Origin of the sequence: Ovoidimarina sediminis, from assembly GCF_032586175.1 — a bacterium.
Taxonomy (GTDB): Bacteria; Pseudomonadota; Alphaproteobacteria; order Rhodobacterales; family Rhodobacteraceae; genus Ovoidimarina; species Ovoidimarina sediminis.
Map to the genome: position 1 here is coordinate 1 of NZ_JAWHTE010000028.1, position 15,974 is coordinate 15,974.

General features: G+C 55.5%; 15 protein-coding genes. 13 read left to right on the forward strand and 2 right to left on the reverse strand.

What is annotated here, in order from left to right; genetic code table 11:
- Positions 1-564 precede the first annotated feature (564 nt).
- On the reverse strand, positions 565-1,275 hold the full coding sequence (locus RXV90_RS21825) for a class I SAM-dependent methyltransferase (protein ID WP_316651798.1): 711 nt from the start codon (positions 1,273-1,275) through the stop codon (positions 565-567).
- A 14-nt stretch (positions 1,276-1,289) separates the two neighbouring features.
- Complete coding sequence (locus RXV90_RS21830; protein ID WP_316651800.1) at positions 1,290-2,306, reverse strand: glycosyltransferase family 2 protein; 1,017 nt, start codon at positions 2,304-2,306, stop codon at positions 1,290-1,292.
- A 52-nt stretch (positions 2,307-2,358) separates the two neighbouring features.
- Between RXV90_RS21830 and RXV90_RS21835 the strand changes: the two genes are divergently transcribed.
- The 13 genes from RXV90_RS21835 (at position 2,359) to RXV90_RS21895 (ending at position 15,971) form a co-directional block, all read left to right on the forward strand.
- Positions 2,359-3,906, forward strand: coding sequence for an ArnT family glycosyltransferase (locus tag RXV90_RS21835; protein ID WP_316651802.1), 1,548 nt, complete (start codon positions 2,359-2,361; stop codon positions 3,904-3,906).
- A gap of 730 nt (positions 3,907-4,636) precedes the next feature.
- Positions 4,637-5,857 (forward strand): glycosyltransferase family 87 protein, encoded by a 1,221-nt coding sequence (locus tag RXV90_RS21840; protein ID WP_316651804.1) that lies wholly within the window; start codon positions 4,637-4,639, stop codon positions 5,855-5,857.
- A gap of 99 nt (positions 5,858-5,956) precedes the next feature.
- A complete protein-coding gene (locus RXV90_RS21845) occupies positions 5,957-6,223 on the forward strand; it encodes a hypothetical protein (RefSeq protein WP_316651806.1) in 267 nt (88 codons plus the stop codon).
- Positions 6,224-6,299: 76 nt separating this feature from the next.
- Positions 6,300-6,506 carry a hypothetical protein gene (locus RXV90_RS21850; protein ID WP_316651808.1) on the forward strand — a complete coding sequence of 69 codons (207 nt, stop codon included), beginning with the start codon at positions 6,300-6,302 and terminating at the stop codon, positions 6,504-6,506.
- 120 nt (positions 6,507-6,626) lie between these two features.
- Positions 6,627-7,451: a Flp pilus assembly protein CpaB gene (gene cpaB / locus RXV90_RS21855; RefSeq protein ID WP_316651811.1), complete on the forward strand. Its 825-nt coding sequence runs from the start codon at positions 6,627-6,629 to the stop codon at positions 7,449-7,451.
- A 42-nt stretch (positions 7,452-7,493) separates the two neighbouring features.
- Complete coding sequence (locus RXV90_RS21860) at positions 7,494-9,101, forward strand: pilus assembly protein TadG-related protein (protein WP_316651814.1); 1,608 nt, start codon at positions 7,494-7,496, stop codon at positions 9,099-9,101.
- A complete protein-coding gene (locus RXV90_RS21865; protein ID WP_316651816.1) occupies positions 9,101-9,616 on the forward strand; it encodes a TadE/TadG family type IV pilus assembly protein in 516 nt (171 codons plus the stop codon). The genes RXV90_RS21860 and RXV90_RS21865 overlap by 1 nt, the downstream gene beginning before the upstream one ends.
- Positions 9,613-10,290, forward strand: a complete 678-nt coding sequence (locus RXV90_RS21870; RefSeq protein ID WP_316651818.1) for a TadE/TadG family type IV pilus assembly protein — start codon at positions 9,613-9,615, stop codon at positions 10,288-10,290. Before RXV90_RS21865 ends, RXV90_RS21870 begins: the two co-directional genes overlap by 4 nt.
- A 21-nt stretch (positions 10,291-10,311) precedes the next feature.
- The gene (locus tag RXV90_RS21875) at positions 10,312-11,538 is read left to right on the forward strand and encodes an AAA family ATPase (protein ID WP_316651820.1); all 1,227 of its coding nucleotides are present in this window, start codon (positions 10,312-10,314) and stop codon (positions 11,536-11,538) included.
- An 11-nt stretch (positions 11,539-11,549) separates the two neighbouring features.
- Positions 11,550-12,929 carry a CpaF family protein gene (locus RXV90_RS21880; RefSeq protein WP_316651822.1) on the forward strand — a complete coding sequence of 460 codons (1,380 nt, stop codon included), beginning with the start codon at positions 11,550-11,552 and terminating at the stop codon, positions 12,927-12,929.
- 4 nt (positions 12,930-12,933) lie between these two features.
- A complete protein-coding gene (locus RXV90_RS21885; protein ID WP_316651824.1) occupies positions 12,934-13,905 on the forward strand; it encodes a type II secretion system F family protein in 972 nt (323 codons plus the stop codon).
- An 11-nt stretch (positions 13,906-13,916) separates the two neighbouring features.
- A complete protein-coding gene (locus RXV90_RS21890) occupies positions 13,917-14,909 on the forward strand; it encodes a type II secretion system F family protein (protein ID WP_316651826.1) in 993 nt (330 codons plus the stop codon).
- A 231-nt stretch (positions 14,910-15,140) separates the two neighbouring features.
- Positions 15,141-15,971, forward strand: a complete 831-nt coding sequence (locus RXV90_RS21895) for a helix-turn-helix transcriptional regulator (protein WP_316651828.1) — start codon at positions 15,141-15,143, stop codon at positions 15,969-15,971.
- The last annotated feature ends 3 nt before the right edge of the window (positions 15,972-15,974 follow it).

The window sequence follows — 15,974 nt, forward strand, 5'->3', positions numbered from 1 at the left end:
GCCAGAAGAGATTGCTCATGTTACCGCTCGTTTTTCGCCGGTGAATCACAAGCACAGCAGCTGATCAATGGGTCCTGCCCCTAACTATCGCACCACAACTGGTCGGAATTGCGCAAGGATTTCGAAAGAATTTCGTACATATCGAATGGAAGGATTTATTTGACTTGAAGATTAAGCCCCCCCACCTCAAGTGTCACCTCCGCTCATGTCTTGATTTTGACGGTGATAATGGACATTGATCCTAAACTTTGGAATACTCAAAGGGTTATCAAAGGATGGGCAGGAGCGTGAAGGGAACAGCAATGCTCCAGGAGATCAATCAACTTTTTGTGAATCTTGAAGCCGAATTTATCGGCTTGACTGGAGGCGCCATATTTCTTGGATCCTGGATTCTTCAATCATGGGAATCTAGAAAGTTTGGAAAACCGACAGTTTCACTGAGATTTTTCGCCCTTCGCGCCACAGCCTCTGCTCTTCTCACATTCGAGGGAATACGCGTTAATTCTCTGTCCATGTCACTTGTTATGGCCGCAACATTTCTACTGATGATGTACAATATTTTTCTCATTTCATCAAACCGTTGAGAACCTCTTCTTCGCGAGCTATCAATGTAGTCGAACCAGGATATGGAAGGCTTACTGCCAAGCCATTAAATCTTTTTGCCGGGAGTCCTGAATTCGAAATGGCCTCTATATATCTCTGACGGCTGGTGTCATCGAAAAGAATAATGCCACCTGCCTTGAGATGTGGAATTGCTGCCTCAAGACATCTTTCTCGTGCACGCCCATCTATTACAATTAAATCGAATGGCTCAGGCTCTCTGGAGATGGCCCCGACATAAGCGTCAAAATATTTGTCGGAGAATCCTCTCTTGTTAGATTCGACATTCCCGTGCGCCTCAGCTTGAACCATACGATAGTCAATGTTATTTTTTTCTTTTATTTCCTTAGAAATACGTTCGAACCATTGTGTGTCAAACTCAACTGAGACTACATATTTACTCCTCTCTGAGAGCCATATTGTACTCACACCGCTTCCCCACTCAAATACTCGCTTCGATTTTTCTTGACCAAGGAACTTTTCTACCGCATTGATTCCGCTGAACGTCCACCATGGTAAGCCGATGATTTTCATATCTTCAAAATCATAAATTGCAAACAGAGAACGTATCCAAGTAATTCGTACATTCTTTGAATCCTCCAAGAAATTAAGCAATCCAACAGCTCTCAGAACGGCCCTTACACTTCGCATTCCAAGGACATAGACCTTTCGCATCAGAATACCTGGTGTCATTCGGAGGGTTCTCCAGAAGTGTCGATTATGTACTGCTCGCCCTGACTGGTATTAGAGGCACGGAGTAGTTCTGCAACCAGTCCAATACCCAGAAATTGAACGCCGGTGACAATAAACAGAATGCCAATCTGAAGAAGAGGCCGCGTACCAATCGGACCTAACCCAACCAACCATAGTGCACTGAGATAAATGACAAATGCTGAACCGAGGATAAGTAGCGGCAATCCTGCTAATGCAAAGAAGTGTAGTGGGCGCGCTCCATATCTCGTTAGGAGTAGAACTGTACTTAGATCCAGCAAGCCTTTAATGAAGCGTGTCCAACCGTACTTTGATCTACCGAACTCCCGAGCATGGTGCTGCACCTCAACTTCTGCAATACTGAAGCCGGCACCTGCTAAGAGGGCCGGAGTGAACCGGTGAAGCTCTCCATATAAGTTGAGATGACGTAAGGCTTCACGACGGTAAGCCTTAAATCCGCAATTGATGTCATGCAGCTTGATGTCAAATATGGTCGCGGTGAGCCCGTTAAAGATTCTCGACGGCAATGTTTTGCTTAAGGGATCGTTTCGAACTCTTTTCCATCCGCTTACAACATCCGCTCCTTTTTGGATTGCATCAAGGAACTTTGGGATCTCATTAGGATCATCTTGCAGGTCCGCGTCCATAGTAATCACAATCGCGCCCTTTGCGCGCTCGAACCCTGCCGATAGGGCGGCAGCCTTACCGAAGTTCCGCCTGAAATTCAGTGTCAGCACATTGTCATTGCTGCTCGCAATCTCTGCAACCACCTCGCGGCTTCCGTCGTTGCTTCCGTCGTTGACAAAGATCACTTCGAAGGACACTTTCAACTCCGAAAGCACCGCTGAGATTTGTTCATAGAGCGGTTTCAGCGTTTCTCGCTCATTCAGAAACGGGACCACTATGGACAGATCTAGGCGCCCTTCTTGGACTGAGGGACTTTGGTTCTCGGAGCCCTTTGGCTGGACATGCATTTTTTTGCTCTCTCCACACATTCTCGAACGCGCCGAACTGAACTTGACTGTCCCACGTAAATAAGGAGACGACGTGGCAATCCAGCGTCACCTGCAACTGCTTCTAGCACTAGCTATATTTACCTTGCTGGCTGGATATTGGACCTTGTTCGAACCATTTGGCAGAGACCAGGGCATCCATGCAACGATCGGGTACGCGCTGATTGAAGGCTTGCCCACATATTCTGAAGTCTACAATGTTAAACCTCCCATAACAACTGCAATACATGCTTTTTCTCAGTTGGCATTTGGGCACTACGCCAGTTCCATACGATTGCTCGACCTGATAGCTGTATGTGGAACAGCCTATGGCATCTTTCTATTGTTGCTGCGCATGGAGCTAAACACCGTACCAAGTATTCTTGCCGCCCTGACCTTTATTTCAGCATACTACAATCTAGATTTCTGGACGCGAGCACAAACGGATGGCTGGGCAGGCTTTCTCCTGGTTTTTTTCTTCCTTGCGTTACTCAATGGATGGATGCGGCGAAGGATTATCTGGTTTACACTGGCCGGATTTATTTTAGGCCTTTCATTTGCGACAAAGTACACAATTGGCACCGCAGCGTTGGCGGTTTTTGCGCCATTCATTATTGATGATGTTCGTTTCGTCTTTAGATTAAAAGATTTCTTTTTCTTTTTATTCGGGGGCATTCTGGCCCTGGCAATCTGCTGCTTGACTTTGGCCCTTATGGGTTCAATCTTTGATTTTTTCTCCATACAAAGCTACGTTTTTGTGTATGCATCCAGCTGGAAAGCCCAAACCGATGCAATGATTGGAGGCATTATTTACGCGCTCTCAGGTTCAAAGGTTGTCGGTTTGCTTGTTTTTATTTCAGTTTGGTTTTTGATTAGGAATCTAATTTTGATGAAATTTAATACTGCCAATATTATTCTCGGCATCTGGATCATTACAGGCATGGTCTCTTACTGGGTTCAGGGAAAGGGCTTCCCTTATCACTCGTTGCCGCTACTAATTGCCATGACATCTTCTACTGTCCTCAATTGGCAGATTTTAGTAAATATTGGAGCTCGGGTCCCTCACGTTAAGTTCCGCAGAGAACTATTCGTCAGTTTCTCAGGGGCGTTCATTTTGTCATTGCTGCCCTGGTCAGATATGCTTCTGCCTGCAGTCGCTCAGTATGATGAAACGTTGGAGATGACAGTTGCGGCCGATCATGTGGCGGAGGACTTCTCCTCTCCAGCAATCGAAGCTGCCGCAGACCGCCTCAACGGTATGTTAGGCCCAAAGGATAACTTCTTTTTATGGGGTTACGAAACGATGCTTTATTTTCATGTGCGGCAACCTCCACTACACCGATATCCTTATTCTTGGCCTTTTGTAGTCAACTACTATGATGGCCGTTATACGGCGGATTTGATGGCCCGTCTCAACCGCGATCCACCGGAACTCTTTGTTTTGCAGTACCGCGACGCCACACCCTGGGTTACCGGGGAGATACGCGATTCTCGTCAGATGATTGATGAATTTCCGGCTTTGGCCTCATTTTTGAAAGCGTCGTATGTAATTGTTGACTCAATTGATCGATTTGAGATCTGGGGCCTTAAGGAGAGTCGTTAGTCCGGGATGTGTTGGGATCGGCTCCTCTGAACGAAGCGGAATCGAAAATATTGCGCTGTCGGAGACCCGACCTCCACAGTTACTGGGCTTCTGCAACTTCCAACACGAACGATGGCATCCGTTTGCAAACATCGAATCTTCAATAAAAACAAAGGCACCCGAACAACAAATTTTAGAGCCAGGAAGATAGCGGCTACGGCGAAGGTAGTGACGGAGAGGAAGATCTTTGGGCAGCGGGCGCGGCGCGTAGCGACTTGACGGCACTCTTTCAGCGCCGTTCGCCGGCCGTAGCGGCAAGTAATGTGGTATTTATGCAACCATTCGCACGGCCGACCATGCTTCCTTGCACCCTTTTGCCGCAGACTCGTCTCCGCCTCGTGGGCCTGGTGGAGACAGGTAGCATCGATCATTTCTGTAGAGTGTGGACTTACTTTAGGACATCGGGAAGTAGGGTTCACGATGTGCCGTCTGTGCGTCTGTCAGCTAAGGTAGATTGCTTTGGCCACCGATCGCCTCATGGGTGGCGAACTAAAAGGCTTGCCTCTCAATCAATTGGGTTCGCCCATACGCGCAGCTTCGGGAACACATGAGATGAAATCAGGGCGACGCCGAATTGGTTGCCCTTGCCCATAGCACTATTGCCCGCAAAAACTTTAAGCTGACGAAACAACCGATATTATCCACCCTGCCCGTAAGCCATCTGGCTGGCGAGGTCGGGAAGCATTAACTGATGACCGATATGGATGCTCGGGGAGAAGACGTGCGACCAGCACTAGTTGAAGAACGGCCTGAGGAGCTACCGCGGCCGCTCAAGGTCTATCCAAAGCTGATCTTCATCGCCTACCTCATCATCATCGGCATCAGCGTCGGCGGACGGATGATTGGGGTCGGCAATTTCGCTCCGTTCATCGACTTCATCGCATTCTACTCTGCTGCAGAACTGACATTGGAGGGCAATTTCGCCTTGGCCTACGACGATGCGACCTTGCGGCAGATCCAGGGCGGATACCTGGGCTGGGAGGCCTATTACGCGCCTTGGTTCTATCCGCCAACCTACATGTTCGCGGTCTTTTGGACGGCGTTCCTTCCTCTGACGTTTGCCGGAGCGTTGTTTTTTGCGCTCACCGCCCTGCTTTTTGCAGTTGCCGTCCGCCCCTGGATCACGGATCGCCACGATTTCTGGATCGTCATGGCGTCGCCTGTGATCGCGCTTAACGCACTGCTTGCGCAGAACGGGCTCCTGATCGCCGGGCTCTGCCTATTGGCTGTGCGGTTCCTCGACCGCCGCCCATTTCTTGCAGGCGCCGCTCTGGCCGCTATGACCGTTAAGCCCCATCTGGGTGTGCTGTGGCCGGTTTTCCTCTTGGCCCGGGCCAAATGGCGCGTGATCGGATTGGCGGTTGCGCTGAGCCTGGCGCTCATTGCCCTATCGGCCTGGGCCTTCGGAACGGAGGGCTGGATCCATTTCTTTCAGAACGGCCTTCTTCGCGCGCGGGAGCATCTGGGCGAAAACCGGCTGCCCGCCCCACTGTCGGCCTCGATCCTCGCTGGTCTCACGCTTCTTGGGGCACCCCTCTGGATCGGAATTACCTGCCATGTGGCGGTGGCGGTGCTGATCGCCGGGCTTCTGGTCGGGCTGTGCAGGGCCGGCGCGCCGGACCGGATCGTTCTCGCCTTTCTTATGAGCGCATCGCTTTTCGTCGCCCCCCACAGCTTCACCTATGACTGGGCGCTTGTCCTCGCCGGATCGCTGATCGCCTGGAAAGAGGCACGCAGAACAGGGTTCCTTCCCTACGAAGTGCCGCTTCTCGCTGTTGGGCATTTCGCGCCCATCGTGATCCATCTCGCAAAGCATCTCGAGCTGCCGGTCGCACCGGTGCTGCTGATTTGCCCGGTCATCGCCATCTGGCGCCGTGCGCGGCACATGGCCAATCACGCCGCAAAGGCATAGGAGCGCGCCCGGTCCACTGGCAGAGCGCGAGAAAGCTAAAATCTTTCATAAAGATGCGGATTTCTTCAGGCCGCCATGCGGGATTGGTCACGGAACCGCGTGAAATTCCTGGCGGATTTTTTGATTGTTTCGGGAATCCTCGGAATGGCTCATCCGTCACTACCGATTCCCTCTGGGTTGAAGGCAAAATTGACGGCGGTGGCCTCTTTCGAGCCACAAATGGGGCAGCTTCGTGGCGCTCGCGTGTTCGAAAATCGCCGCGCGGCGGTGCAATTCATCTTAAGGTTGTATTTTCCATACATCGGGACGATGCGCGGCTCCGGCGCACCTGCGTACGATCACAATGCTGTCACGAGTACCAAATGACGGCTCTCTGTCTGCCACCTCGTTTAGGTGGCGATCACTGAACTGGAGTGACGAAAAAATGATGAAGTTCTTCAAAATGTTTGCCCGCGACGAGCGTGGCGTGACCCTCGTTGAATACGGCGTTGCGGTTGCTGTTGCAGTTGGCGTGGGCGTTCTTGGCCTCGCTGGTCTGTCCTCGAACATCAACTCGTCGATGGACACCGCCGGCGACTGTATGCCGACCACGACCACGGCTGGCGCTGGCACAGCGCTCTGTGGTGGGACGACTGGAGACGGCGGCTGATTAGAAAGTTCATTGCAGCGATCCCAACTTGGGGTCGCTGCAACCGCATCGAATTACCCAAGTATATAATCCGCCTGCCAGTTCCCTTTACCGGCACACCAAAACCTGAGGACACAGACCATGAGACTGAGTTCCATCTTCACGGCTGTAGTCGGCCTCGCCCTAGCAGGCGCGTCGGCCTACATGGCCCGCGATTTTCTCGAAGCCCAACGTGCAGAGGCGGCACTCGCCGAGCAAGGCGCGATCGTCGACGTTATCGTAGCCAGCCGCGATATCGAGTTTGGCCAGCCCATCGAGGCTCACATGCTAACGTCCATCTCCTGGCCAGTAGATGCGGTCCCAGCTGGGGTATTCAATACGTTCGAGGAACTCTTGCCAGCCCAAAATGGCGCACCCCGTCGCGCACGTCGCGCCATGTCTCAGGGGGAGCCTATTCTGGTGAACAAGGTGTCAGAATTTGGTGAGAAAATCACGATCACGCAGACGATCGGTAAGAATAATCGCGCTATGGCCATCAGCGTGAATGCCACGACCGCTGTCGGTGGGTTTGTGACGCCTGGCGATTTTGTGGATATCGTTCTCACGCAAGGTGGTGGATCAAATCTCCGCGCCATCACGATTTTGCAAAATATTCGCATCATCGGCGTTGACCAGAATGCAAATGAGCAAACCGATGCTCCAAAGGTGACCCGCACGGTGACCGTCGAGGTGACGCCGGAACAGGGCCAGACGCTTGCACTCGCACAATCCGCAGGCCGCCTGAGCCTGACGCTTCGGACACTCGAAGCTGAGGAGGATAAGCCGCTGGAGTCCATTAAGCTGAGCGACGTCATCCAGCCGCTTTCGCCTCTTCCTGAAGATCAGCCGAAGCCGACGATACGCGTACGCCGCGCACTCAACGTGACCGAGGAAGATCCCACGATCTACGGCTACAGCGGCAACTGAGACGGGAATCCGGTTGGTATAGTCATTAGAGGAACGAGTGCGATGAAACCGATCCGGCAGATCGACACCTTCATGGAAGATGAAGAGGGCGCCACGCTTGTACTGTGGGGTGTGATGTTCATCCTCCTCTTCGGGCTGGTGGCCATGTCGTTCGACATGGGTCGGATCGGGGTCACTCGCTCAGAGCTTCAATCATATGCTGACCACGTGGCATTGGCGGCGGCGGGCGAGCTTGACGGCGAGCTAGGCGCAAGGGATCGCGCGACACAGGCCGCCGAGGACCTGATCCAGGATTTCCAGACCTATGGCTCCGGCGGGCACCTCCTGAGCGGCGCGGCGGATTTCACGATCACGTTCCACAACAACCTGCCCGACAAGTTACTCGGAGCAACACAATTTGTCGCTCTTGGTGACGAAGACGCCGAATATGTGCGTGTTCAGGTCACACAACAGACGGTCCCGCTCACTTTCGCAAATGCGTTTGCTGCGATGACTGGCGGCACCCCACCAAACAACACTGCAAATGCCTTCGCGGTTGCGGGAATGAGTAGTTACACCTGTAACGCCTTGCAGATCTTCTTCTGCCTACCTGAGAAGGAGAATGCAGATGGTACAACGACGCCAGGGGACGAATCTAACCTTCAGCCAGGTGCGCAAATTCTTTTGGTGGCCGGTGACGCCGGTGATCGCTGGGGTGCCGGCAACTGGGGGTTCATCAGCGAAGAATCTCTTCAAATCAATCCATCGGGCCCGTGTGGAGACCTTATTGGAAAGGGCACCGGCCCCCTACTACGGTGCGTCCTTGGAGCAATGGGGCCGATTGCCGGCTGCATAAAAGATAATACATTCAACACCGAAACTGGGAAGAAGAAAGGCATAACTGGCAACTCAATCAACACCCGCTTCGATCGGTATTGGGACTCGATGAACAATGCAGACCAGCATCCTGAAAATATTTACGCCCCGGCACCGATTATAACGAGTAACCAGGTTCACAATAGCCTCGAGGAACAAACCGGTAAGTGCCTCAAGAAGAATGATTTCGTCGACTTGACCGAACTGGACCCTTCTATTGACACAGAAACCATGGGGTTCCCGCGCGACGAGTGCTTCTACGACGGCGATTGCCAGGTTGGAAATGACTTCGATCCGTCCGGTCGTTTTGGCGAGCCAAATACATGGGACGTAACTGCATATTTAGAAAAGAATTATGGTTCAGTCGACAATGCCGTAACAGCACTTGGCTTCGCAGATGCAGCCTCAATCCTGGCGGCCAATCGATATGACATCTACGTAGCAGAAATCGATAATCTGACTGGGACAGGTGGAATACCGCACGCCGGCTCGCCGGTGGAGCAATCCGGCCTTCCCCAGTGCAATACCCCCGCAACGTCCTCGGGCCCAGTAGGCGCTGAACGTCGTGAAATGCTGGCTGCTGGTGTCTACTGCGGCGCTCATGACGGGTATTCTGGGATAAACGGCTCCGAAACTGGGGTCAGATCGGAGATGGTAATCCGTTTCTTCATCACAGAGCCCGTAGACGTTGACTCGAGTAGTTTGGACATTTGGGGCGAGATCATCGAAGTTATCCCGTCTAACGATCCCTACCAGACGTCGATCTTCCGTGAAGTGCCTCAGTTGGTGGATTGATGATGCGGCTTTCTCCTACATACCTCTCACGCCTTGCCGCGCGGTTCCGTCGCGAAGACGACGGCGCGGCATTGGTCGAACTGGCGATCCTGCTCCCCGTGTTCCTGATGCTCTTCGCAATGATCATCGAGGGAGGACGGATGATGTGGAGCTACCAGGCAGTCATCGCTGGGGTCCGGGATACCTCCCGATACGTCGCCAGGGTCGCCCCACGGGATCTGTGCATCACCGGAGGAAGCATTCCAGCGTCGGTTGTCAGCTCGGCGGATACCATGGTTAAGCAAACCGTTCAGGCCCAGCGTCTGTTCCCGAACGGAATTACGGTCGGAACGGTGACCGTCAGTTACACGTGCAGCGCGGACAACTCCTACCGTGGAGGCGAGGCGCCAATCGCTGAAGTAACCGCACCCCTGACAATCCGCTTTCCATTCGCTGGAATATTCAGATTTGCCGGTGGTGATCTCTCGACGATCAATACAACCGTGACCGACAGAAGCAGGATCTACGGAATATGATTGGTGTTCTTGCGCATATCAGAAACCGGGCAAACCGCTTTGCCCAGGAAGAAGACGGCACGACCCTTGTCGAGTTTGCCCTGGCGATCATCATCTTCCTCCTGCTGTTCCTCGGTTCCCTCGATTTCGGTCGTTTCTTGCTGCACTACTATCACGCAGAACGCGCGATGCACATTGCGACCCGCATCGCGGTCGTGCGCCCTGCCGTATGTCCCATTCCGCCCGATCATTTCGCGCGCGCGCCCGACGTGTCGCTTCCGACACCGCAGTTCGGTACGAATTGTAGCGATCCATCGAGCCCTTGCAGGGTTGAGCCGCCGGTAACGTGTACCGCAGGCACAATCGACCCTAAGTCGCTGGGTTATCAGACGGCGCAGGAGATCTGGGATATTGTCGGAGCCGCGTTCCCTCCGGGGACGCAAATAGATGATATCGAGTTTACTTACGCCTATGATTCCAATCTCGGGTTTCTTGGCGGGCCGTACACACCACAAGTGACCGTAGAACTTACTGGGGCGCGGTTTCGGTTCCTCACACCGCTCGGCCGGTTTTCCCAACTGGTCGGCGCAACCCCCAACACAACACTCGACGGGTTTTCCGACGAAGGTTTCGCCTTCCCCGTCATGGGCGTGACCATGCCGGGAGAAGACCTCAATCTCGGTACCGGTGGATAGTTTTTCAGGAAGGAAAGTGTCATGAGCAAGGCTTCCAACAAATCAATCGTTCTCGTTACGAAGAACCCCGATGCCACCCCCGCGTTACGGGAAGCGCTCGCGACGATGTCGAACGTTGCGTTCGATGAACGCAATGCGACGCTTACAGAGCTGAACGGGTCGTCTCACGCCCTCGCAAAAGTGCACGACGTCATCTTCTTCCGCTCCGAAGGAGACGTGGAGCAGGATCTGAAGGCGATCGAAGAGATCAAGAAATCCAGCCGCAACAAGGCCGAGATCGTGGCCATCGCAAGCGATTCGACCTCGCTCGCCGATGTGCGCAAGCTTACGGCCGCCGGCGTGAAGGAGGTCTTCCCCGACTCGATCTCCGCCGATGAACTGCGCGGCTACGTCAACAACCTGATCCAGCAGCGCGAAGCTGCAGCTATCGAAGGCGCGCGCTCCGGGATGCGCCTCGAACTTGGCAAGGTGATCACGGTGACCCAGGCCCGCGGCGGCGTCGGCTCTACGACGGTGGCGGTCAACCTCGCCGACAGTCTTCAGACGCGCCAGGGCCGCAAGACCGAAGCCAACCGTGTCGTGATCGTCGACCTCGACATTCAATTCGGCGCAGTGGGCTCGTTCCTCGAGGTGCCGCCGGCCAACCTCCTCTACAACGTGGCCGTCGATGGCGGCGAGATCGACGCCATGATGGTCGAACAGTCGCTGACGAAGATGGACTCGGGCCTTCACGTCCTGGCCGCCCCCGACAAGTTTGCCCCGCTCGAGGCGCTCAAGCCCGAGCATGTCGAATCCTTGATTTCAATCCTTAAGGAGCGGTTCGACTACGTCGTACTCGACTTGCCCCGAGCGCTCGTGGACTGGCTGGCCCCGCTTCTAGATGCCACCGACCGGATGCTGCTCGTCACCGACAGCGCCGTTCCGTCGATACGCCAGGCGCGCCGCCTTATCGATTTCTACACCGAGGACAAGCTCGATCTTCAGATCGACATCGTCATCAACCACGAGAAGAAGCCGCTCGTGCAGAAGCGGCACCACGCTGAAGCTTCGAAACTTCTCGAACGTCCCTTCTTGCACTGGATCCCAGAAGACCCAAGCGCAGCGCGCGAGGCGCTCGACCGCGGCGTCCCGCTGACAGCCGTTGCCCGACGGTCTGCCCTTGCGAAATCCATCGGCCGCCTCGGGCAGGCCACCATCGCAGCGCTGGCGAACTCTTCCAGCGACACCGAAGACAAGCACCAGGCCTGAGGAGCTGATCAATGTTCAAGAACTTCAACAAGCGTGCCCCTGAAGCAGAGGCAAACGTCATCGCCCTCAAGCCCGAGGTTGCTGCCTTCCGGCCCGAGGACGATCTGAGCCAGGAAGACCGTGATCTGATCAAGCTCCTGGAACTCAAGAGCCGTCTTCACGAAGCTCTTCTCGACCGGCTGAACTACGCCGTGATCGACAAAGTCGTTCCCGAAGATCTGCGGCGCGAAGTGGCCGCCCTCGTCACCGAGGTCGTCACATCGGAGCGCACCCCGCTCAAGTCGAAGGACTTCCAGCGGGTGGTGGACGACCTAATGAACGAGGTTCTCGGCCTCGGCCCTCTCGAGCCGCTGCTTGAAGACCCGACCGTGAACGACATCCTCGTCAACGGCCATGACAGCGTGTTCGTGGAACGCTCTGGCATCCTGGAAAAGACCAAGGTGCGCTTCAGTGATGAAAAGCACCTCCTGCGGATCATCGACAAGATTGTCTCGCGCGTCGGCCGCCGCGTCGATGAATCAAACCCCTGGGTCGATGCCCGTCTCGAGGATGGCAGCCGTGTGAACGCCATCATCCGGCCCTGCGCAATCGACGGCCCATCCATGTCGATCCGAAAATTCGCCAAGATGCCCTATACGATGGAGCGTCTGGTCTCGGCAGGGGCGATGTCGCAGACGGCCTCAGACCTTCTGAAGGGTCTGGTGAACTCCCGGCTCAACATCCTGATCTCCGGTGGCACCGGTTCCGGTAAGACGACCATGCTGAACGCCATGTCTGCGAATATCAACAATAGGGAACGGATCGTCACGATCGAAGACGCGGCCGAACTGCAGATGCAGCAGGAACACGTCGTCCGCCTCGAAACCCGCCCCGCGAACCCTTCTGGTGGCGGCGCGGTCACCCAGCGCGAGTTGGTGCGGAACGCGCTGCGTATGCGCCCCGACCGGATCATCGTGGGCGAGGTGCGCGGCGCGGAAACCTTTGACATGCTGCAGGCCATGAACACTGGCCATGACGGGTCGATGACAACGGTTCACGCTAACAGCGCCCGTGACGCCCTTGGCCGTCTCGAACAGATGGTCACGATGATGGGCATCGACATGCCGCTGGGTGCGATCCGGACACAGATCGCATCGGGTCTCCACTTCGTCGTGCAGCTCGCCCGTCTCTCGGACGGCCGCCGCCGGGTGGTCAGCATCTCGGAGATCACCGGGATGGAAGGCGATGTCGTCACCATGCAGGACATTTTCATCTTCCACCGCACCGGCATGTCGGATGACGGCGAAGTCCTCGGCGAATTCAAGCCGACTGGCATCCGCCCGCGTCACTGGGATCATCTCGTCGCTGCCGGCGTCGACGTGTCTGCCCTGAAACTCACATCGATGGGATAATCCAGTGGAAGCATTTCTCGAAAGCAACGACGCTCTCTACGTCATCTATGTCGGGGTCGCGCTGGGCGTGTTCCTGGCATTCACCGGGATTATCCAGATCCTGAGCAGATCGGAAAATGCGGCAGAGGCGAGAAGCCGGCGCATGAAGATGATCGAGAAAGGGGCGACCACCGAGGAAATTCTCGAAGTTCTGAAGCCCCGCGACTCCGGCGGACGGCTGACAAGGCTGCCGTTCATCGGAAACTTCGAACGCGACCTTCAGCAAGCCGGCCTCATCATCAAGCCGAAGAAATTCGTGCTGGTCTGCATGCTGCTGACTTTCGGCACGGTCGTGGTCGGCCTAACGATGGCGAACGCCTATATCGCACTCGGCACGGGTTTCCTCATCGGCATGTTCCTGCCCGTTGTATGGGTCAAATCTAAGGCGAAAGAGCGGATGAAGAAGCTCACGATGCAGCTTCCCGATGCGCTTGATCTGCTGGCGCGCGGCCTGCGTGTGGGCCACCCGCTCAACACCTCAGTCCAGGCCGTTGCCGCCGAAATGCCCGATCCCGTCGGAACGGAATTCGGTATCATCTTCGACCAGGTCAGCTTCGGCGACGATCTGACGGATGCGTTCGTCGACTTCTCGAGCCGTGTCGATCTCGAAGATGTGCATTATCTTTCCGCGAGCGTCGGCATCCAGCATGGAACTGGCGGTGATCTCGCCCGCGTCGTGGCGATCCTGAGCCAGGTAATCCGGGCCCGGATAGCTCTGCGCAACAAGATCAAGGCGATCTCGGCGGAAGGCAGGATGACCGCTTGGATCCTCTCTATCATCCCGGTGTTTATCTTCACCTGGACCATGATCACGACGCCCAACTACTACCGGGGCGTCATGGATGATCCTCTCTTCATTCCCGCAGCCGCGTTCATCATCACTTGCGTCGTCCTGAACGCGCTGATCCTTCGTAAACTCGTTAACTTCCGGATCTGAGGATTGGTTATATGCAAGATTTTATTAATGAACTGATCCTACGCTTCGACGGTGAAACGGACCTGATCATCATGCTCGGCGTCGCGGTCGCATGCTTCCTGATCTTCTACGGCTTAACCTCGTCGGTCACATCCAAGGATCCGGCGGCGGATCGCATCGCGGCGGCGAACGTCAAACTGCAGAACCGGCAGAACCGCGGCATCTTGCAGGGCCCGGAATTTGACCCGAAGGGCTTTCTCAAGACCTTCATCCCCGCTGATGAAGGGAAGCGGTCGGAACTTCAGCGGCAACTTGCTCAGGCGGGTTTTCCGCACCCGGCAACGATGCGCAAGTTCATTGCGATCCGCATCTTCCTCGGTCTGCTGTTTCCGATGATCCTCGTCACTCTGCTCTTTGTCGGACGGACCCCGGGGATTTCGATCCCGGGTGCCGACGGCGTTGCGAACATGTCGAACGAGACCATCATCTTCGCGGTCATTGCCCTCACGCTGGCTGGATACCAGCTTCCAGCCGCCTGGCTGGGCAGCCGGATCAAGGAACGCAAGCTGCGCATTCAGGAGACGTTCCCCAACGCGCTCGACCTGCTGCAGGTCTCGGTGGAGGCCGGCCTCGGCTTCGATGCCGCGATGACCCGCGTCGGGAACGAACTGGCGGAGGTCTCGCCAGAGATCGCCTTCGAATTCCTGACAGTGCAGCGCCAGGTCGCCGCCGGGCGGGATCGTCAGCGCGCTATGCGCGACATGGCGGATCGCTGCGGTGTCGAGGTCGTCCATTCCTTCGCCAACGTTGTGCACCAGTCAATACAGTTCGGCACATCTATGTCCGAGGCCCTGACCACCTACGCCAAGGAAATGCGCGACTACCGCGAAACAAAGGCGCAGGAGATGGCGAACAAGCTTCCGGTCAAGATGTCGCTTGTCCTGGCCTCCCTCATGTTGCCCTCGTTGATTCTTCTCTCGATCGGGCCCACGGTCCTTCGCTACTTTCGCTTCTACATCGAGTGAGGCGAACAATCGGTCGATCCGGCAACAGTTGTGGATCCAGAGCATCACAACCGAACGTCAAATTACAACTATGGGTTGAATGTTTGCCGGATTCTGACCAAGTTGAGCCCAACTGTTGACACAAATCGGCATCGCCCAAATACTTGGGCGCAAGGTCGAAAAACGGCCACAAAACTGAGGCATCCCGAGCAGTAACCATACCGGATGGGGGTCCGGAAGTAGGGGTGCGTGATGGGACAAGTGTACGGTAATAGTCCCTTTGGGTCGCTTAATCCGGGCGATTTGGGGATCATTGGCGCGATCGCAACTTGGTGCGAGTGCCTTCAAGGGAAAGACACGCTGAACGAGGCGCTGCAGCTCCTTGCGGAAGGAGTGAACGCAGAAGCCATCGCGCTGTCGCGCTCTTCGCGCGACACCTACGGCGAAAGCGTCTCGATCGTCTACGACAAGCTTCCGCAGAAGACGTCGGCACCGCGGCTCGACCGGTCCTTCGCCCGTACGATGCTGGGCAATTATTTCGTGAGCGCCAAACCGGGCAGCGTCTGGTTCAAGTCCATGGTCGCCGATCATGACCCGGCCCTGACCGATTTCCACTCGAAGCGCCGGCTGACCGAACTGGCGGTGGTGCCGATCGCGACCTCCGACAAGTCACTCGATTTCCTCGAGTTCCACTTCGCCAACCCGCTTGGCCCCGATGGCTATGCGATCCTCAACACGGTGGTGTCGACGCTCACCCGGACCTGGGCAAACCGGAAACCCGGTCTCTTCACCGATGCCATGCTCCGCCGCAAGGCACCGGACAATACGGGAACCTCTGCGCCGATCCTCGGCTGCGACAATCCCGCCAAGCTGAGCCGTGCTGAATTCCGCGTATGCCTTCTGCTGAGCCGCGGCCTGTCGAAACAGCATATCATCGACGAACTCAGGATCTCGCGTTCGACCCTGCGCTCCCATCTCAGAAGCGTTTATCTGAAGACGGGGACGAACAGCCATTCCGAACTCCTCTACAAGCTTCTTTCTCCGATCCCGGAAATCGAAAAGCTCAGAGACGCAGTCGCGTAGGAG